Genomic DNA, 18,628 nt, shown 5'->3' with positions numbered 1-18,628 from the left:
AGGCGAAGTTCAACGTGTCCATTGGCCTGGGAATGCCGGCACCCCCGGCGCCCACGCTGGCCCCCCGGCGGAAAACGCGTCAGTTGATGGTGCGCGACGTCGGGGTGGGTAGTGATTATCCGATTGCGGTGCAGTCGATGTGCACCACCAAGACGCACGACGTCAACAGCACCCTGCAGCAGATCGCCGAGCTGACCGCGGCCGGTTGCGACATCGTCCGGGTCGCCTGCCCGCGCCAGGAGGACGCCGACGCACTGGCCGAGATCGCCAAGCACAGCCAGATCCCGGTGATCGCCGACATCCACTTCCAGCCGAAGTACATCTTCGCGGCCATCGACGCCGGCTGCGCGGCCGTGCGGGTGAATCCGGGAAACATCAAGGAGTTCGACGGGCGGGTCGGCGAAGTCGCCAAAGCCGCCGGCGCGGCGGGCATCCCGATCCGGATCGGCGTCAACGCCGGATCCCTGGACAAGCGGTTCATGGAGAAGTACGGCAAAGCCACCCCCGAAGCGCTGGTCGAGTCGGCGTTGTGGGAAGCCTCGCTGTTCGAGGAGCACGGCTTCGGCAACATCAAGATCAGCGTCAAGCACAACGACCCGGTGGTCATGGTCGCCGCCTACGAGCAGCTGGCCGCCCAGTGCGACTACCCGCTGCACCTGGGCGTCACCGAGGCAGGTCCGGCCTTCCAGGGCACCATCAAGTCGGCCGTCGCGTTCGGCGCGTTGTTGTCGCGGGGGATCGGCGACACCATCCGGGTGTCGCTGTCGGCTCCACCGGTCGAGGAAGTCAAGGTCGGCACCCAGATCCTGGAGTCGCTCAACCTGCGGCCCCGCGGGCTGGAAATCGTGTCCTGCCCGTCCTGCGGACGCGCCCAGGTCGACGTGTACACGCTGGCCAACGAGGTGAGCGCCGGACTTGACGGCCTGGACGTGCCGCTGCGGGTGGCGGTAATGGGGTGCGTGGTCAACGGACCCGGGGAGGCCCGCGAAGCCGACCTGGGCGTGGCGTCCGGCAACGGCAAGGGGCAGATTTTCGTCAAGGGCGAGGTGATCAAGACGGTGCCCGAGTCGCAGATCGTCGAGACGCTGATCGAGGAAGCGATGCGCCTGGCCGAGCAAATGGTTGACGAATCGGAAAAAGATCCGGGGACGGCAGCGAGCGGTTCGCCTATTGTGACCGTAAGCTGATGAGGGCCTGACTCACCGGCCCTCGATCGCAATACGGGTTCGCACCACAGAGAGTTATGAGATGTCGGCTCCGCCCATCTTGCGCCTGGTTGGCGAGAGACGGGTGTCCGTGGTGCGCGACGCCGCCGCGGTCTGGCGGGTGCTGAACGAGAATCCGGTCGAGTCCTGCATGGTGGCCGCACGGGTCGCGGATTACGGCGTCGAGCCGAATGCGATCGGCGGAGAACTGTGGACCCGCGGCGGCGTGGACGAGTCGCTGTGCTTCGCCGGGGCGAACCTGATCCCGTTGCGGGGCAACCTGATCGACCTGAACGCGTTCGCCGACGAGGCCAAGAGCACGGCGCGCCGCTGCTCGTCGCTGTTCGGCCGGGCCGACCTGGTGCTGCCGATGTGGCAGCGGCTCGAATCCGCCTGGGGTCCCGCGCGCGACGTGCGCGACAACCAGCCGCTGATGGCGATCAACAGCCACCCGAACTGCACGCTGGACACCGAGGTGCGGCAGGTGCGGCCCGAGGAGCTGGATGCCTATCTGGTCGCCGCCGTCGACATGTTCATCGGCGAGGTCGGGGTTGATCCCCGGCTCGGTGACGGCGGTCGTGGCTACCGTCGCCGGGTGGCCAGCCTGATCGCGGCGGGGCGGGCGTGGGCCCGCTTCGAGCAGGGGCAGGTGGTCTTCAAGGCCGAGGTGGGCTCGCAGTCTCCGTCGGTCGGTCAGATCCAGGGCGTCTGGGTGCATCCTGAGCGACGTGGGCTGGGGCTGGGCACCGCGGGCACCGCGACGCTGGCCGCGGTGATCGTCGGCAGCGGGCGCATCGCCAGCCTCTACGTGAACAGTTTCAACACCGTGGCCCGGGCGGCCTACGCGCGGATCGGGTTCAAAGAGGTCGGCACCTTCGCGACGGTCCTGCTGGACTGAGGCTTCGCTTGGCCTTCCAGCCCGCGAGTGCGACCACACCGTGAAATCCGGGGCGGAATTCGGCAACCAAGTGGCCCGCGCGGCGAGGCGCACAGGCATAACGGTTCGGTCTCGGTGTGTCGGCACCGATGTCACGGCTGAAGTTCTTAACATCAGCATCGATGGTCACTAGAGCAACATTAGCCCCAGTTGTCACATGCCTGCTCGTCGCGCTGGTGGTGCTGCCCGGCTGCACACCCAAGCCCGAGGGGCCGAGTCCGGCGGCACAGAAGTTCCTGGCCGCGCTGTCGGTCGGCGACACCGCGACCGCCGCGCAGCTCAGCAACAACCCCAACGAGGCCCGCGAAGCGCTGAACGCGGCGTGGGCCGGCCTGCAGGCCAGCCACCTGGACGCTCAGGTGCTCAGCGCGAAGTACGCCGAGGACACCGGTACCGTCACCTACCGGTTCACCTGGCATCTGCCCAAGAACCGCACCTGGACCTATGACGGGCAACTGAAGATGGCCCGCGACGAGGGACGCTGGCAGGTCCGCTGGACTCCCAACGGGCTGCACCCCAAGCTCGGCGAGCACCAGACCTTCGCGCTGCGCGCCGAGCAGCCGCGGCGCGCCTCGGTCAACGAGCTCGGCGGCAGCGACGTGTTGGCACCCGGCTACCTGTACAACTACTCGCTGGACGCCACCCAGGCCGGACCCGAGCTGATCAACACCGCGCACGCGGTGATCGACGCCCTGCACCCGTTCAACGACCAGCTCAACGACCCGCAGCTGCTCGCCGAAACGGCCAGCTCCGGTACCCAGCCCGTGGACCTGGTCACGCTGCTGCCCGACGACAACAACCGGGTGTTCCCGGCGATCGGCACGTTGCCCGGTGTCGTCGTGACGCCGCGACCCGAACTGCTACCCACCGATCCGCACTTCGCGCCCGCGGTGATGGCCGAAGTGAAGAAGGCGGTGGTCGACCAGCTCGACGGTCAGGCCGGCTGGCGCATCGTCAGCACCAACCAGAACGGCGTCGACGTCGCGGTGTTGCACGAGGTCGAAGGCGCGCCGGCGCCCTCGGTGTCCATCACGCTGGACCGGGCCGTGCAGAACGCCGCCCAACACGCGGTGGACACCCGCGGCGGCAAGGCGATGCTGGTGGTGATCAAGCCATCGACCGGGGAGATCCTGGCGATCGCGCAGAACGGCGGCGCCAACGCCGAGGGGCTGCTGGCCACGACCGGCCTCTACCCGCCGGGATCGACGTTCAAGATGATCACTGCCGGCGCAGCCGTCGACCGCGACATGGCCACCCCGAACACCATGATGGGCTGCCCCGGTCACCTGGACATCGGCCACCGCACGATTCCGAACTACGGCGGCTTCGACCTCGGCGTGGTGCCGCTGTCGCGGGCGTTCGCCAGTTCCTGCAACACCACGTTCGCCGAGCTGAGCAGCAAGCTGCCGCCACGCGGGCTGACCCAGGCCGCCAGCCGCTACGGCATCGGGCTGGACTACCAGGTGGAGGGGATCACCACGGTGACCGGCTCGGTGCCGCCCACGGTGGATCTGACCGAGCGCACCGAGGACGGTTTCGGCCAGGGCCGGGTGCTGGCCAGCCCGTTCGGCATGGCCCTGGTGGCCGCCACGGTCGCCGCCGGCAAGACCCCGGTGCCGCAGCTGATCGCCGGTCGTCCGACGACGGTGAACGGCGACAACACCCCGATCACCCCGAAAATGGTCGAGGCGCTGCGGCCGATGATGCGGCTGGTGGTCACCAATGGCACCGCCAAGGAGATCGCCGGCTGCGGCGAGGTCTACGGCAAGACCGGTGAGGCCGAGTTCCCGGGCGGATCGCACTCCTGGTTCGCCGGGTACCGCGGCGACCTGGCGTTCGCGGCGCTGATCGTCGGTGGCGGCAGCTCGGAGTATGCGGTCCGGATGACCAAGGTGATGTTCGACTCGCTACCGGCTGGCTACCTGGCTTGACGGTAAGTTTGCGAGGGTGGGCGCCGAACTTCAGAGCACGCCGTGACCGACGGGGACATGGCGTTGCGGGTGTCCGACGCCGACCGCAACGGCACCATGCGCCGCCTGCACAACGCCCTGGCGCTCGGGCTGATCGACCTCGACGAGTTCGAGCAGCGGTCCCGGCAGGTGTCCTATGCGCGCACCCGTAACGAACTGGACAGCCTGGTCGGCGACCTCCCCGGGCCGGGTGCCGTCGTCACCTCGGCCACCGACCGGGTGGAGCTGCGCGGCTGGGCGGGCTCGCTCAAGCGGCACGGCGAGTGGACGGTGCCGACCCGGCTGTCGCTGGTGCGACGGTTCGGCTCGATCGACCTCGACCTCACCAAGGCCCGGTTCGCCGGGCCCGTCGTCGTCATCGAGATCGACATGAAGTTCGGCAACCTGGATCTGCGGTTGCCCGAGGGTGCCAGCGCCTCCATCGACAACGTCGAGGCCTATGTGGGCACCGCCGTGGATCGGCGTAAAGACCCACCGGCGGAAGGCAATCCGCACGTCGTGTTGTCCGGTCAGTTGGTGTTCGGTTCGGTGATCATCCGCGGTCCGCGGCGGGCGTTGCTGCGTCGTCCCAAATTGTTCTGAGACCCGACGCGCTGATTAGACTGGCGGTCATGCCCACGCGTACCGCGCTTTCCCCCGGCGTGCTGTCCCCGACGCTGCCGGTGCCGAAGTGGATCGCTCGTCCGGAATACGTCGGCAAGGACACCGCCAAAGAGGGCACCGAACCGTGGGTGCAGGAGCCCGAGGTGATCGAGAAGATGCGCGTCGCCGGACAGATCGCCGCCCGCGCACTTCAGGAGGCCGGCAAGGCCGTCGCCCCCGGCGTCACCACCGACCAGCTTGACCGCATCGCGCACGAGTACATGGTCGACAACGGCGCGTATCCGTCGACGCTGGGCTACAAGCATTTCCCGAAGTCGTGCTGCACGTCGCTGAACGAGGTCATCTGCCACGGCATTCCCGACTCGACGGTGATCGAGGACGGCGACATCGTCAACATCGACGTCACCGCGTACATCAACGGTGTGCACGGCGACACCAACGCGACCTTCCTGGCCGGCGACGTCTCCGAGGAGCACCGGCTGCTCGTCGAACGCACCCACGAGGCGACCATGCGGGCGATCAAGGCCGTCAAGCCGGGCCGGGCGTTGTCGGTGGTCGGCCGGGTCATCGAATCCTACGCAAATCGGTTCGGGTACAACGTGGTTCGCGACTTCACCGGCCACGGCATCGGCACCACCTTCCACAATGGGCTGGTGGTCCTGCATTACGACCAGCCGGCCGTCGAGACGGTGATCCAGCCGGGCATGACGTTCACCATCGAGCCGATGATCAACCTGGGCGGCCTGGACTACGAGATCTGGGACGACGGCTGGACCGTGGTCACCAAGGACCGCAAGTGGACCGCGCAGTTCGAGCACACCCTGTTGGTCACCGACACCGGCGCCGAGATCCTCACCCTGCCGTGATTATCCGGGCTGCCGGCCGCGGTGGTTTCCGGTAATTTGCGAGGGTGTCCCCGATGATGACCACCCTGGACGGTTTCGCCGTCCCGGTCGGTGTTGCCGGCCCGCAGAACGGCACGGTCGTGGTGATACTGGCCGCCGAACAACGCGCGCCGGCAGCGTATGACGCGGTCTGCGAACGGCTGCACAACGCGTCACTGCGCACCGTGGTCATCGGCGCCGACCCGAGACTGACGCCCAAATCGGTGATCGGCATCCTGGACTCGCTGGGCATCTCGTGGGCGGTGGTGGTCGGCGACCGCGACGGCGCCGAACTGGCCTGGGAACTCGCGGCGACCAGACTGGGCCGCTTCGTGGGGCTGGTCGTCATCGACCGCGTCCATCCCCGGCTGTCCAAGGCCGGCGACGAGAACTGTCCGCCGGTCGAGATCGCCACCACCGTGCTGGTGAGTTCGCCGGCGCTGCGCGACGCCGCCCGCGCCGGCCAGCGGCTGGTCTTCGGCGACTACCGGGTGGTGGACATGCTCGGCCGGCGCAACGCCACCGAGTCGACCGCGCAGCTGGCCACCGAGATCATTCTGCGCACTAGCGGTTGGTAGCGGTCGTCGACATGTTGTCCGAGGCCGAACTGGCGGCACTGGTCGCCGACGGTGACATCGACACCGTCATCGTGGCGTTCACCGACATGCAGGGCCGGCTGGTGGGCAAGCGGGTGGCGGGTCGCTTCTTCGTCGACGAGGTGGCCGGTCACGGCGCCGAATGTTGCAGCTACCTGCTGGCCGTCGACGTCGACATGAACACGGTGCCCGGCTATGCCATGTCGAGTTGGGAAACCGGCTACGGCGACATGGTGATGACCCCGGACGTGGCCACGCTGCGGCTGGTCCCGTGGTTGCCCGGGACGGCGCTGGTGATCGCCGACCTGTCCTGGGCCGACGGGAGCCCCGTCACCGCCGCGCCGCGGGCGGTGTTGCGCCGCCAACTCGACCGGCTCAGCGGGCGGGGTCTGGTCGCCGACGTCGCCACCGAACTCGAGTTCATCGTGTTCGAGCAGTCCTACCGGCAGGCCTGGGCGGACGGCTACCGCGGCCTGACGCCGGCCAGCGACTACAACATCGACTACGCGATCCTGGCATCGACGCGCATGGAGCCGCTGCTGCGCGACATCAGGCTGGGCATGGCGGGCGCTGGTCTGCGCGTGGAGGCCGTCAAAGGCGAATGCAACAACGGCCAGCAGGAACTCGGCTTCCGCTACGACGAGGCGCTGGTCACCTGCGACAACCACGCGGTTTACAAGAACGGCGCCAAGGAGATCGCCGACCGGCACGGCAAGAGCCTGACGTTCATGGCGAAATACGATGAGCGCGAAGGTAACAGCTGTCACATCCACCTGTCGCTGCGTGACGCGCAAGGTCCGCTATTCGCCGAAGCCGATGCGCCGCACGGCATGTCGGCCTTGTTTCGCCACTTCGTCGCCGGCCTGCTGACGTCGCTGCGTGAGCTGACGTTGTTTTACGCCCCGAACATCAACTCCTACAAGCGATTCGCCGATGGCAGCTTCGCCCCTACCGCGGTGGCCTGGGGGCTGGACAACCGCACCTGCGCGCTGCGGGTGGTCGGGCACGGACCCGGCATGCGGGTCGAATGCCGGGTCCCCGGCGGCGACGTCAACCAGTATCTGGCCGTCGCGGCGCTGATCGCGGGCGGCCTGTACGGTATCGAACAGGGCCTGGAACTCGGCGAGCCCTACACCGGGAATGCCTACCAGGCAACCGATGTCGAGCGGCTACCCGCCACCCTGGGCGAGGCCGCCGGGATTTTCGGGGCATCTGAGCTGGCCCGGTCCGCTTTCGGCGACGACGTGGTCGACCACTATCTGAACAACGCATGCGTGGAAGTGGCGGCGTTCAACGCGGCGGTCACCGATTGGGAGAGGAAGCGTGGTTTTGAACGGCTCTGACCCCGGTGGCGACCCGCTGCGTCCGGCTGCGCCGCACTTGCGATCGCCACGGGAGCCTGATGGTGGCGACCCGCTGCGTCCGGCTGCGCCGCACTTGCGATCGCCACGGGAGCCTGATGGTGGCGACCCGCTGCGTCCGGCTGCGCCGCACTTGCGATCGCCACGGAGCCGTCCGGTCGTGGGGCTGACGACGTATCTGGAGCAGATCCAGAGCGGCACTTGGGATGTCCCCGCCGCCTACCTGCCGTCGGACTACTTCGAAGGCGTGGTGCTGGCCGGCGGCGTCCCGGTACTGCTGCCCCCGCAGCCGGTGGCCGCCGACACCGTCGAGGGACTGCTCGACAGCTTGCACGCCCTGGTGATCACCGGTGGCTACGACCTGGACCCGGCCGCCTACAGCCAAGAGGCGCACCCCAGCACCGACCAGCCGCGCACCGATCGCGACGCCTGGGAGTTCGCGCTGCTGCGGGGGGCGTTAGACCGGGGCCTGCCGGTACTGGGCATCTGCCGTGGTGCGCAGCTGCTCAACGTCGCGTTCGGCGGCACCCTGCACCAGCATCTGCCCGAGGTCATCGGGCATTCCGGGCACCGGGCCGGCGGCGGCGTGTTCAGCCGGCTGCCGGTGCGCACGGTGGCGGGCACCCGGCTGGCCGCGCTGATCGGCGAGGGCATCGACGTGCCGTGCTACCACCACCAGGCCATCGACAAGGTGGGCGACGGGCTGGTCGTCGGGGCGTGGGACATCGACGGTGTGGTGGAGGCCGTGGAGTTGCCCGGCGACGCGTTCGCCGTTGCGGTGCAATGGCATCCAGAACAGTCGCTGGACGACTTGCGGTTGTTCACCGCCTTGATCGACGCCGCGAGATCGTACGCGGCCCGATGACCGCCGCCGAGCTGATCAACCCCGCCACCGAGGAGGTGCTGCGCACCGTCGAGCATGCCGACGTCGCCGCCGTCGACGACGCGGTGGCCCGCGCGCGGGCGGCGCAGCAGCGCTGGGCGGCACTGGCCCCGGCCGAACGCGCGGCCGGGCTGCGGGCTTTCGCGGCCGCCGTCGACGCCCACGTCGACGAACTGGCCGCGCTGGAGGTGGCCAACTCGGGGCACCCCATCGCGTCGGCGGAATGGGAGGCCGGCAACGTCCGCGACGTGCTGCAGTTCTACGCCGGCAGCCCGGAACGGTTGTCCGGCAAGCAGATTCCGGTGGCCGGCGGCATCGACATCACGTTCCACGAGCCGCTGGGCGTGGTCGGAGTGATCACGCCCTGGAACTTCCCGATGGTGATCGCGACCTGGGGGATCGCGCCGGCACTGGCCGCCGGCAACGCGGTGCTGGTCAAACCCGCCGAGTGGACACCGCTGACCACGCTGCGCCTCGGTGAGCTGGCCGCCGAGGCCGGCCTGGAACCCGACCTGCTGCAGGTGCTGCCCGGCCGCGGCGCGGTGGTGGGGGAGCGTTTCGTGACCCACCCGGGAGTGCGCAAGGTGGTGTTCACCGGGTCCACCGACGTCGGCAAGCGGGTGATGTCGGGGGCGGCGGCACACGTCAAGCGGGTGACGCTGGAACTGGGCGGCAAGAGCGCCAACATCGTCTTCGCCGACTGCGATCTGGAGCGTGCGGCGGCGACCGCGCCGGCCGGGGTGTTCGACAACGCCGGCCAGGACTGCTGTGCCCGCAGCCGGATTCTGGTGCAGCGCAGCGTCTATGACCGATTCATGGAGTTGCTCGAACCCGCCATCAAGGCGGTCGCGGTGGGCGATCCCGGGTCCCGGGACACCGAAATGGGCCCGCTGGTCTCCCGCGCGCACCGCGACAAGGTCGCCTCCTACGTGCCCGACGACGCCCCGGTCGCCTTCCGCGGCGCCGCTCCCGAGGGTCCCGGATTCTGGTTTCCGCCAACGGTTCTCACCCCGGCGCGCACCGACCGCAGCGTCACCGAAGAGATATTCGGGCCGGTGGTCACCGTGCTGGCCTTCGACGACGAGCACGATGCGATCACGCTGGCCAACGACACCGAGTACGGCCTGTCCGGGTCGATCTGGACCGACGACCTGTCCCGTGCGCTGCGGGTGTCGCGTGCAGTGGAATCGGGCAACCTGTCGGTGAATTCGCACTCCTCGGTGCGGTTCAACACCCCGTTCGGCGGGTTCAAGCAGTCCGGGCTGGGCCGCGAGCTCGGCCCGGACGCGCCGCTGCACTTCACCGAGACCAAGAACGTCTTCATCGCGATCAAGGAGGAGCAGTGATCGACCTGACCCAGCGGCTGGCCGGCCGGGTGGCCGTCATCACCGGCGGTGCCAGCGGCATCGGCCTGGCCGCGGCGCGTCGGCTGCACGCCGAGGGCGCCACGGTGGTGATCGGCGACATCGACGCCGACGCGGGCGGCGCGGTCGCCGAGCAGCTCTCCGGTTTGTATGTGCCCGTTGATGTTTCCGACGAAGACTCGGTGAACAAACTGTTCGACTCCGCGGCGCACGCCTGCGGCTCGCTGGACATCGCCTTCAACAACGCCGGTATCTCGCCGCCCGAGGACGACGTGATCGAGAACACCGAACTGGCGGCATGGCAACACGTCCAGGACGTGAACTTGAAGTCGGTGTACCTGTGTTGCCGGGCGGCGTTGCGGCACATGGTGCCGGCCGGCAAGGGTTCGATCATCAACACGGCATCCTTTGTCGCGGTGCTGGGTTCGGCGACCTCGCAGATCTCCTACACCGCCTCCAAGGGTGGGGTGCTGGCGATGTCGCGCGAACTCGGGGTGCAGTTCGCCCGCCAGGGCATCCGGGTCAACGCGCTGTGCCCCGGGCCGGTGAACACACCGCTGCTGGCTGAGTTGTTCGCCAAGGATCCCGAGCGGGCCGCCCGCCGGTTGATCCACGTGCCGCTGGGCCGGTTCGCCGAGCCCGACGAAATCGCCGCCGCCGTAGCCTTTCTCGCCAGCGACGACGCCTCCTTCGTGACCGCGTCGACGTCCCTGGTCGACGGCGGTATCAGCTCGGCCTACGTCACCCCCCTGTAGTGCGCAGGGCGGAGACGAACAGGTGCGTCGGGGAGGCGCCGTCCAGGCCCGGCACCGGCGCGCGGCCATAGCGGACCATCAGCTCCTCGGACGGCGTCGCCGTCACCTCCCAGCCGTGGCGGCGCAACCAGTCGCCGACGTCCTCGCGTTCTTCGAAGTACCACAGCTCGTCGGTGCTGGGCACCACCAGCTTGGAATCGGTACGGGCCAGCAACTCGCGGATCCGGTCCATCCGCTCGCGGCGCTGTGCCCGGCCTTCGGGGTCGGCGAACTGCGGGCCCAGACCCTCCACGGCCAGCCGGCTACCGGGGGCGGCCAGGGAATGGATACGTTCGAACAACAGGTCCTGTGCCGCCGCCGGCAGATACATCAACAGCCCCTCGACCGACCACGCGCTCGGCAATGACGGATCAAATCCGCTGTCCCGCAACGCCTTAGGCCAGTCCTGGCGCAGATCGACCGCGACGGCGACCCGGTTGGCCCGCGGTTGCGCGCCGTGCTCGAGCAGCGTCGCGGCCTTGAAGTCCAGCACCTTGTCCTGGTCCAGCTCGTAGACCGTGGTGCCGTCCGGCCACGGCAACCGCCACGACCGGGCGTCCAGACCCGCGGCCAGGATCACCGCCTGACGGATGCCCGCGTCGGCGGCCTCGACGAAGCTGGTGTCGAAAAACTTTGTCCGCGTGGCGAAATAATCGACCAGTGCGCGCATCCGCGCCGGCATGTCGGGTTCGGCCTCGACCACCTCGGCGGGCAGTTCGGGAGCGCCGTACCAGTTCCAACACGCCGTCGCCGACGGTGTCGAGGAAGATCCGCGCGTACGGGTCGTCGATCAGCGGGTCGTCGCTTTCGGTGTCGGCCGCGCGCGCCGCGGCCACGCCAAGTGCCGTCGCGCCGACGCTTTCGGTGATTTCCCAGGTGTCATCATCGGTTCTCGCCACGGCTGCACCCTACGTGAACCGGTCATGGGCAAGAATTGCGGTCAATGGACTCCCAAGCAGACTCCGAGACCCACGAGCAGCCCGAACCGGTATCGCGGCGACCGCACATCGTGCGGCTCGCCGTTTTCGCGGCCTTTCTCGCCGTGATGTTCTATCTGCTGGCCGTGCGGCACCTGGTCGACATCCAGGACGTGCGCCGCGTGGTCGCGGCGGCCGGTCCGGCGGCGCCGCTGGCCTACATCGTGGTGTCGGCGGTGCTCGGCGCGATCTTTGTGCCGGGACCCATCCTGGCCGCCAGCAGCGGGTTGCTGTTCGGGCCGCTGCTGGGCGTGTTCGTGACGCTGGGGGCGACGGTGGGCACCGCGGTGGTCGCGAGCCTGCTCGGCCGGCGAGCCGGCCGGGACAGCGCCCGCGCGCTGCTGGGGGCTGCTCGCACCGAGCGGCTCGACGCGATGATCGAACGCGGCGGCCTGTGGGCTGTGGTCGGTCAGCGTTTCGTTCCCGGCTTGTCCGACGCGCTGGCGTCCTACGCCTTCGGGGCGTTCGGGGTTCCGTTGTGGCAGATGGCCGTCGGCGCCTTCATCGGTTCGGTGCCACGGGCTTTCGTCTACACCGCGCTGGGCGCGTCGATCGGCGACAAGTCGCCGGTGTTGGCGTATGCGGCCATCGGCGTGTGGTGCGTGACCGCGGTGGTGGGCGTGGTGGTGGCGCGCCGCGGGTTCCGGCACTGGCGCGCGCACCGGGTCGAGGCCGGGGAGAACGGTGAACTCTCGGATTGACGGCTCGGGCGGGTTGGGTCGCGTCGCCGACCTGGTACCCGGCCGAGGCCGCCGCGCACGGCCTAGCCGATGGCGATCAATGGGATCGCCAGCTCCGCTTCGGTCGCCGCGCCGTGAAAGCCGATGAGCCGGGCCGTCTCCGGTGGTTCGTGGCCGGTGGCCAGAATCGCCGCGTCGCCGGTGCAGGTCACCACCACGTCGCCGATGCGGGGCAGATTGCGCGGCGACACGGTGCCGAACATCCCGGAGCCGACGGCCTCGTCGCGGGTGCGCACGTCGGCGCGGCCGGCCAGCAACTCGGCCCAGGTGGCCACCACGTCGGCGGTCGCGCCGGGATCGGTGTGCAGGTAACGCACCCGAGGCTCGCCGGCGACCACCCGCACTCCGGCCGTCAGCCGCGGGTCGGCGTCCATGTCGATACGGGCGTCCGGGGGCACGTTGAGGCCGCCGTGGTCGGCGGTCATCAGCAGGGCCGCGCCGCCGGGCAGCGCATCGACCACCCGGGACAGCAGCGTATCCACCCGCGCCGCCGCATCATGCCAGTGCGGCGACCCGATACCGAACACGTGCGCGGCGGTGTCCAGGTCGGCGGTGTAGCCGTACACCAGCCCCGGTTCGGCGCGCAGCTGATCGGTCAGCCGGCCCGGGTAGTCGTCGTCGGCGCGGGCGGCGACGAATTGCGCACCGCCGTAAGCGGCTTCGGTCAGCCCGCTGCCGATGAACCACTCCGGCAGCACGGCGCGGGCACTGATACCGGCGTCGTGGAGCCGCCGGAACCACGTCGGCAGTGGTTGCCACTGTGCGGGCGGCGGGTCGTCGCGCCACCGGATGTGGTTGAGCACCCGGTCGGCACCGGGGACGGTGAGGGTGAAGCCCAGGACGCCGTGCTCGCCGGGCTGCGCGCCGGTGCCCAGCGACACCAGGCTGGTCGGCGTGGTGGACGGAAACGTGCAGTCCAGCCGCTGCAGCCGGCCGGCGCGGCCGGTCAGCACCGACGCCAGCAGCGGCGCGTCGTCGAGCAGGTCGGCAAGCAGGTGCCAACCCAGACCGTCCACCAGTACGACGCAGATGCGGTCGACGCGTCCCGTCCAGTCGGCGAGCCCGAGCGTGTCGGCTACCCCCGCCACCCCGAGCAGGGCGGCCACGCTGGGCAGCACGTCACAGATGGAACCGGGCACGCGGTCAGTCTGGCACGGAATCAGACGTGTGCCAGTCGTCGGCTGGTGAGCAGCAGCTGGCGCCGGGTGCTGTCCTCGAGCGCACGCACCTCCGTCGGCGCCAGCCGCCCGCACAACCGCGACCAGTGCACCGCGACGTCCTCGCCGGGGGGAGACGTCGGGCACCGCGCAGTAGCCGTCGGTCCACAACTCGAGCCGCCGCGGTGCCGGATCGGACAGCGTCAGCGCGCGGCCGTCCCAGACCAGCCGCCGGCAGCTGACTTCGACGACGTCGTCGGTCCGGGAAAGCACTGTGCCCCAACTGATCCGGCAGTTGTCGAGCACATAGAGCGGATGCTCGACGGCGGTGGGGCCGCCGCGTCCCAGAAACCTCGACCAGGGGTACACGCCGAACACGTGGAAGCAATGATTTCCGGCCGCTTCGCAGGCCAGCTCGGGCGTCAGGTGCGACCAGTAATGTCCCGCCCGCGGTCCGATGATGGCCAGCAGTTCGTCGTAGAACTGCTCGGGAGCCAGGTTCGCACCCACCCCGCCACCGAGCCAGTACGACTGCACCAGCCGGTGATCAAGCGGGTCGGCGATACCGGTCAATTGCGCCAGCACGCGCAGATACGGCCAGGCGCCGGAGAACGTGCGGGCCGCGGCCCGCACGTCGTCCTCCGAACCGTCCCGCAAGGTGGCGCCCAGCGGGGGACCGCAGAAGCCGAGGGCGTTCGGGGCATAGGCATACCGCGCGAACATCTCGGCGCCCTCGGTCATCTCGACCGCTAGCCGGCGCTCAGCCCGGCCGCCGGGCCGGCGTCACCCCGACCCATCAGCTCCAGCCCGGCCATCGCCTGCTCGGCTCCGGCCCGATCGGTCTTCTCCACCACGAAACCCATGTGGATGATCACCCAGTCGCCGGCCGAGAACGTCTCTTCGGGCAACATGGCGACGTTGACTCGGCGTTGCTCACCGATCACGTCGACCAGGGCCAGTTGGCCTTCGTAGCCCTCCAGCATCCTGATCACTCGCCCCGGGATACCCAGACACATGGGTCAGTGCCCCCTCCGGTGCTGAACACCGCAGTGCCGCAACGATTTTGCGAACCGCGTTGACCGCCCGGGGGGACGGCGGCGGCCACCGGTCCGGTCAGGCCCATGCCCTCATCGACGCTGCCGGCTTCACACCCGACGATCACCGTGTACGGCGGGCTGCCTCCCAGCGCCCGCACACTGGCGAACACCGTCTGCGGATCCATGCTGTGTGCGTCCAAGCCGACGGCACCGCCGTCGGCGTCGTGGTCGGCCTGAAAGACGTGCAGGGCACCGGGATTGCCGCGGTTGGGTATCGCGTCGATCAGGACCAGGCTGTCCCATTCGTCGAGCAGGTCGTAAGCCAGGTGCATGCCGCCGATCCCGTAGTCGACCACCCGCACGTCGGACCCGTGCTGCGGCATCGCCGGGTGCCGCACCACCTCCGAGCCGAACCCGTCGTCGCCGAGGAAGATGTTGCCGATCCCGGCTACCAGAATGCGCGTCGCCATAATCCTGCCTGGATGCGCCTCACATGCGCCGAAGGCGTAGATAGCGTTTGGCATCGGGCAAGGAGGCGACGCCGATCACCACCGCCACCACCAACACCACCGCGATGAGGACGGCGAAAATCCGACCTAGGACATCCATGGCACATTCCTTTCGACTTGTTCGGCGCCTGATTGTTCGGCGACCGGCTCGATCTCGTCGGGGGAGAAGTACAGGTAGCGCCCGTACCAGTCGTGCAACTCGGCGGCCGGATCGTCTTCGACCACCACGCCGACGTGCCTGTTGCCCTCGACGTCTTCGTGCACCGACGCGACCCGCGCGGTCTTGCCGGCGACGAAGATGTCCTGTGCGTCGGCGTTGCGCCGCGGCCGCAACACCACCCGGCTGCCGCGGGCCACCCGGGTGCCGTTCACCAGCACGGCGTCGATCTCAGGGCGAACCGCGTTGTCGGCCCGCGGATCCCACCAGTCGACACCTTCGGGGATCTCGGGGATCAACCCCGATGCGGTGTGCGGGTCGCGCAGCACCCCGTGCAGGCGGGCCATCGCCTCGGGCGACATGGCGTCGCAGTGGTCGATGAGCTGCGCGGCCCGCGGATCGGTGGCGCGCGCCTGCGCCTTCTCCTCGTCGGTCATGGTCATCACCCGCAGCGTCAGGATCTCGTCGATCTCCGTGCAGTCGTACAGCGCGGTGCTGCTCTGTTCGGCCACTTCCGGGTGGTCGTAGAGGATGATCGGCGACACCAGCAGGATGTCGTGCGCCCCGGGCGGCCCGGCCAGCACCGGGAAACACCGGTGCTGGCTGCAGCGTGCGGCCGCATCGGCGGCGCCGGGCGGCGGCTCCAACAGCGAAACGAACGCCCCGTCAACGACTTCGGCGATGAGGTGGCTGCCGATCATGGACCGGGCGGTGGCGTCGTCCTTATCCGACGCCGTCGCACCGGTATTGGCCAGCCGCAACGAGATTCGCAGCAGCTCCCCGTCGGGTTCGGCGCGCAGCGTCAATTCGCCGCGGATCTCCTGGCGTTGCCGGACCAGGCGCCCGCCCGCGACGGGTTCGACGTCCGTTCCCGCTGGCGCCAGGACCGGCAGCGTCAGTGGAAATTCGTCGAATCGCAGTGATCTGAAAGCTATTTCGCACTCCACCGCTTCGTCCCAGGTCAGCCACAAGCCCGACGGCGTGGTCAACTCGTCGGCGGGTTCGAAGCCGGTCGGGGTCTGGCGCTGAGCCTGGCGGCGCTGCAGCTGCAGGAACCGCACCACCACGGTGAGTGCCTGTCCCGACTCGACCAGGAACTGCGTCGCCAGCGAGTCGTCTTCGCCGAGCCCGGCGTCGGCCGCTCCGGGTGGGCCCAGAACGCCGAATTGCCAACGTGATCGGTTCTTGCTAGACGTCCCGCGGTAGGGGTACAGCAGGTAGCCCTCGTAGAGCACCGCGTCGGCGACGGCGCGGGCGCGGTCCCAACCCGCGCTCATGGCGCCACCTCGCGCTGCGCCGACTCGGTCAGCAGCGTGCTCACCGCGTGATCGAGGTCGAGCATCCCGCGGGCCGACTTGTAGCCGGCCAGCGCGCAGACGGTTTCGTGACGCAGCCGCACCCAACCGGTGTTGGGGTAGTGCAGCGCGATCAGATCGTGCCAGACCCGGATCGGCATGTCGTAGCGGTCCTCGCAGTCCCAGGACACCTGCTGCACCGAGAATCCGCGTTCGGATTTGACGAAAATCGTTCCGCTGAACAGGAATTGGAGGGGAAGCGCACCATCGCTCAACGCATGCAGGTACTTGGCGGCGGTGACCTCGAAGTCGTAGGTGCAGTCCAGCGGCAGCGCCACCGTGGTGGTGCCGGCGAAGCCGGGAACCATTGCGCTGCAATGCTGCCACAGGAAAGTTCGCTGGGTGGTGGCCCACCGGTCTCGGGTGCCGAACAGGTCGGTCAAACCGGCGGCCTCGGCGTCGGTGTAGTTGCGGCGCAGCGGTTCGATCCGGACCTGGCAGCGCAGTGCGATGGCGTGCACCGGGTCGTCCGGGTCGGCGCAGACGCCGACGCGTGCCGTCAGCACCGGGGTGACGGCGTACGGTTCGGGCGTCACGTCGAGCACCGCGAAGCTCACGTCGATCGGCTGCTCGGTCATCGCGGCACCTCCCGCGCCCGCCCGGCGACCCGGGCGAAGAAGTCGTCGATGAACTGCCGCGCCTGCTGGCCGCCGTCGAACCCGCGCCACAACATCCGCAGCCGCCCGACGAACTCGTAACAGGCGTCGATCGGCACCAGAAACGTCTGCGGCGCGCCGCCGTCTGGACCGTCCGGGTTGTCGGGGACCCGCACCAGCAGCGCCTCCACGTCGTCGGCCAGTATCTGCACCCGGGGGTCGGCGGCTCGGATCGAATTCCACAGCTCCAAATCCAGCTCGGACTCGCACGCACCGGCCGGGCCGGGATAGAACGCGACCGTGCGGCCCAGGTCGGAGTTGGTGAAGAAGAACGCCACGCCGACCGGGATCTGCAGCGCCTCCCAGGCCCGGCGGTCCAGCGCGAACCGCGGAAACACCAGATACCGATCGGGAACGGCGCGGTAGCGCAACGCGGCGTGCGGGTCGGTGAACAGCAGATAACAGGCGCGGCACACGCACATCAGTTGCCGCCCCGCCACATTCACCACATGCTGGTGCTCGTCGGCGATCGACTCGGCGCACATCTCGCAACGTTCACCGGCGGGCTGCGGCTGCCGCCGGTTGGTGATGCGGGTCAGGACGTCGTACGGGCCGGTCACGCCGGCGCCCCCAACACCGGCAGCGCCACCGACAGCACCCCGTCGCGGGGCAGCAGCGGCAACGGCTCGAGATGCGCCCCATCCGGTCCAACGCCCGCCCGTACGACATCGAATTCCGTTGTGCAACGCGGACATTGCAGTGAGTTGCCGGTCAACCGCGCGCCGGCCAGCGAGTCGAGGCAGACCGGGCAATGGTCGCGGTAGGCCAGCGTCCGCTCGCCGACCCGGCAGGCCAGCACGCCGACTCCGGCGATCCAGAAACCCGCCACCTCGCCGGCGGCCAACAAGGCCAGCTCCGGCGCCGGCTGCCACGAGCCGCTCGAATGCACCCGCGACAGCAGCGATTCCGCCGCGATGACATGGGTGGGCGCGGTCGTCACCACCTCGATCGTGGCGATCTCCGGAGCGGCGGCGCGGACCGCGTCCTCGACGGCCAATTCCAGCGTCACCGCCGACGACGGGCACGATTTGCAGCTGCCCTGGAACGCCAGCCGCACGGTACTTTCTCCCGGTCCTTCGCCGGGAACGATCTCCAGCAGATCCACGTCGCCGCCGTGCGAACCGAGGTAGGGCCGCACTCGGTCCAGCGCGTCGCTCACCCGGCGGTGCAGGTCATGCGGATGCAAACCGTGCACCAGGAGCAGGCTGGCCACCAGGTCGTCGGTGGCCAGCCGCTCGGCTAAATCGGGACCGGCTTGGGCAAGAATCCGTTCGAGCGCGGCCCCGTAGAGCCCGACCACCTCGCGGACCAACTGCGCGGCCCGTTCGTAAGTCGCCGTCCCGCCGGCCGCGCAGGAATCCAGCAGGGTCTGGATCCGATCGCCCGCGGTGCGCCACTGCGCGTCATCTGCTGAAGCCTGCGGGCGATCCGGCCGAGTCATAC

Annotated in this window: 18 protein-coding genes and 3 pseudogenes; 11 read left to right on the top strand and 10 right to left on the bottom strand. The window is 69.2% G+C overall.

Going from position 1 to position 18,628, the window contains the following annotated elements; translation table 11 throughout:
- Window positions 1-14: 14 nt before the first annotated feature.
- From ispG to L6444_RS18980, 10 genes are all read left to right on the top strand, one after another.
- Complete coding sequence (gene ispG, locus L6444_RS19025; protein ID WP_236976549.1) at window positions 15-1,187, top strand: flavodoxin-dependent (E)-4-hydroxy-3-methylbut-2-enyl-diphosphate synthase; 1,173 nt, start codon at window positions 15-17, stop codon at window positions 1,185-1,187.
- Window positions 1,188-1,248: 61 nt separating this feature from the next.
- On the top strand, window positions 1,249-2,103 hold the full coding sequence (locus L6444_RS19020; RefSeq protein ID WP_236976547.1) for a GNAT family N-acetyltransferase: 855 nt from the start codon (window positions 1,249-1,251) through the stop codon (window positions 2,101-2,103).
- 161 nt (window positions 2,104-2,264) lie between these two features.
- Entirely contained in the window at window positions 2,265-4,073 is a 1,809-nt protein-coding gene (locus L6444_RS19015; RefSeq protein WP_236976546.1) for a penicillin-binding transpeptidase domain-containing protein, read from the top strand.
- A 57-nt stretch (window positions 4,074-4,130) separates the two neighbouring features.
- Window positions 4,131-4,694 (top strand): DUF1707 SHOCT-like domain-containing protein, encoded by a 564-nt coding sequence (locus tag L6444_RS19010; RefSeq protein WP_236984259.1) that lies wholly within the window; start codon window positions 4,131-4,133, stop codon window positions 4,692-4,694.
- A 29-nt stretch (window positions 4,695-4,723) separates the two neighbouring features.
- A complete protein-coding gene (map, locus tag L6444_RS19005) occupies window positions 4,724-5,581 on the top strand; it encodes a type I methionyl aminopeptidase (protein ID WP_236976545.1) in 858 nt (285 codons plus the stop codon).
- A 53-nt stretch (window positions 5,582-5,634) separates the two neighbouring features.
- The gene (locus tag L6444_RS19000; protein WP_236976544.1) at window positions 5,635-6,177 is read left to right on the top strand and encodes an alpha/beta hydrolase; all 543 of its coding nucleotides are present in this window, start codon (window positions 5,635-5,637) and stop codon (window positions 6,175-6,177) included.
- 11 nt (window positions 6,178-6,188) lie between these two features.
- Entirely contained in the window at window positions 6,189-7,538 is a 1,350-nt protein-coding gene (locus L6444_RS18995; protein WP_236976543.1) for a glutamine synthetase family protein, read from the top strand.
- On the top strand, window positions 7,519-8,421 hold the full coding sequence (locus L6444_RS18990) for a gamma-glutamyl-gamma-aminobutyrate hydrolase family protein (protein ID WP_236976542.1): 903 nt from the start codon (window positions 7,519-7,521) through the stop codon (window positions 8,419-8,421). The genes L6444_RS18995 and L6444_RS18990 overlap by 20 nt, the downstream gene beginning before the upstream one ends.
- On the top strand, window positions 8,418-9,785 hold the full coding sequence (locus L6444_RS18985; RefSeq protein WP_236976541.1) for an aldehyde dehydrogenase family protein: 1,368 nt from the start codon (window positions 8,418-8,420) through the stop codon (window positions 9,783-9,785). The genes L6444_RS18990 and L6444_RS18985 overlap by 4 nt, the downstream gene beginning before the upstream one ends.
- Complete coding sequence (locus tag L6444_RS18980) at window positions 9,782-10,558, top strand: 3-oxoacyl-ACP reductase (RefSeq protein WP_236976539.1); 777 nt, start codon at window positions 9,782-9,784, stop codon at window positions 10,556-10,558. The genes L6444_RS18985 and L6444_RS18980 overlap by 4 nt, the downstream gene beginning before the upstream one ends.
- Here the strand turns inward: L6444_RS18980 and L6444_RS18975 are convergent.
- Window positions 10,545-11,496 (bottom strand): annotated as a pseudogene (locus L6444_RS18975) (class I SAM-dependent methyltransferase). The gene L6444_RS18980 and the pseudogene L6444_RS18975 sit on opposite strands and share 14 nt — an antisense overlap.
- 44 nt (window positions 11,497-11,540) lie before the next feature.
- Between L6444_RS18975 and L6444_RS18970 the strand changes: the two are divergent.
- Window positions 11,541-12,275: a TVP38/TMEM64 family protein gene (locus L6444_RS18970; protein WP_236976538.1), complete on the top strand. Its 735-nt coding sequence runs from the start codon at window positions 11,541-11,543 to the stop codon at window positions 12,273-12,275.
- A 62-nt stretch (window positions 12,276-12,337) separates the two neighbouring features.
- Here L6444_RS18970 and L6444_RS18965 read toward each other — a convergent pair whose 3' ends face one another.
- The 9 genes and pseudogenes from L6444_RS18965 to L6444_RS18930 all read right to left on the bottom strand — a co-directional run bounded on the left by L6444_RS18965 (window position 12,338) and on the right by L6444_RS18930 (window position 18,626).
- Window positions 12,338-13,453 carry an alkaline phosphatase family protein gene (locus L6444_RS18965; RefSeq protein ID WP_236976536.1) on the bottom strand — a complete coding sequence of 372 codons (1,116 nt, stop codon included), beginning with the start codon at window positions 13,451-13,453 and terminating at the stop codon, window positions 12,338-12,340.
- A gap of 20 nt (window positions 13,454-13,473) precedes the next feature.
- A pseudogene (locus L6444_RS18960) lies at window positions 13,474-14,194 on the bottom strand (DUF6390 family protein).
- 26 nt (window positions 14,195-14,220) lie between these two features.
- Window positions 14,221-14,487, bottom strand: a complete 267-nt coding sequence (locus L6444_RS18955; RefSeq protein ID WP_236976534.1) for a HypC/HybG/HupF family hydrogenase formation chaperone — start codon at window positions 14,485-14,487, stop codon at window positions 14,221-14,223.
- Window positions 14,488-14,515: 28 nt separating this feature from the next.
- Window positions 14,516-14,978: pseudogene (locus tag L6444_RS18950) on the bottom strand (hydrogenase maturation protease); the annotation flags it as partial.
- A gap of 19 nt (window positions 14,979-14,997) precedes the next feature.
- Window positions 14,998-15,117 (bottom strand): DUF6893 family small protein, encoded by a 120-nt coding sequence (locus tag L6444_RS31215; protein WP_373877349.1) that lies wholly within the window; start codon window positions 15,115-15,117, stop codon window positions 14,998-15,000.
- Window positions 15,105-16,451 carry a hypothetical protein gene (locus L6444_RS18945; RefSeq protein ID WP_236976532.1) on the bottom strand — a complete coding sequence of 449 codons (1,347 nt, stop codon included), beginning with the start codon at window positions 16,449-16,451 and terminating at the stop codon, window positions 15,105-15,107. The genes L6444_RS31215 and L6444_RS18945 overlap by 13 nt, the downstream gene beginning before the upstream one ends.
- A complete protein-coding gene (locus L6444_RS18940; protein ID WP_236976530.1) occupies window positions 16,448-17,107 on the bottom strand; it encodes a DUF6084 family protein in 660 nt (219 codons plus the stop codon). Before L6444_RS18940 ends, L6444_RS18945 begins: the two co-directional genes overlap by 4 nt.
- A complete protein-coding gene (locus L6444_RS18935) occupies window positions 17,104-17,745 on the bottom strand; it encodes a DUF5947 family protein (RefSeq protein ID WP_236976528.1) in 642 nt (213 codons plus the stop codon). Before L6444_RS18935 ends, L6444_RS18940 begins: the two co-directional genes overlap by 4 nt.
- Window positions 17,742-18,626, bottom strand: a complete 885-nt coding sequence (locus tag L6444_RS18930; RefSeq protein WP_236976526.1) for a NifU family protein — start codon at window positions 18,624-18,626, stop codon at window positions 17,742-17,744. The genes L6444_RS18935 and L6444_RS18930 overlap by 4 nt, the downstream gene beginning before the upstream one ends.
- Between the last annotated feature and the right edge of the window lie 2 nt (window positions 18,627-18,628).

Source organism: Mycobacterium kiyosense, from assembly GCA_021654635.1.
GTDB classification, from domain to species: Bacteria; Actinomycetota; Actinomycetes; order Mycobacteriales; family Mycobacteriaceae; genus Mycobacterium; species Mycobacterium kiyosense.
The sequence above is the reverse complement of the archived record's forward strand: the minus strand, read 5'-3'. Positions and strand labels throughout refer to the sequence as shown.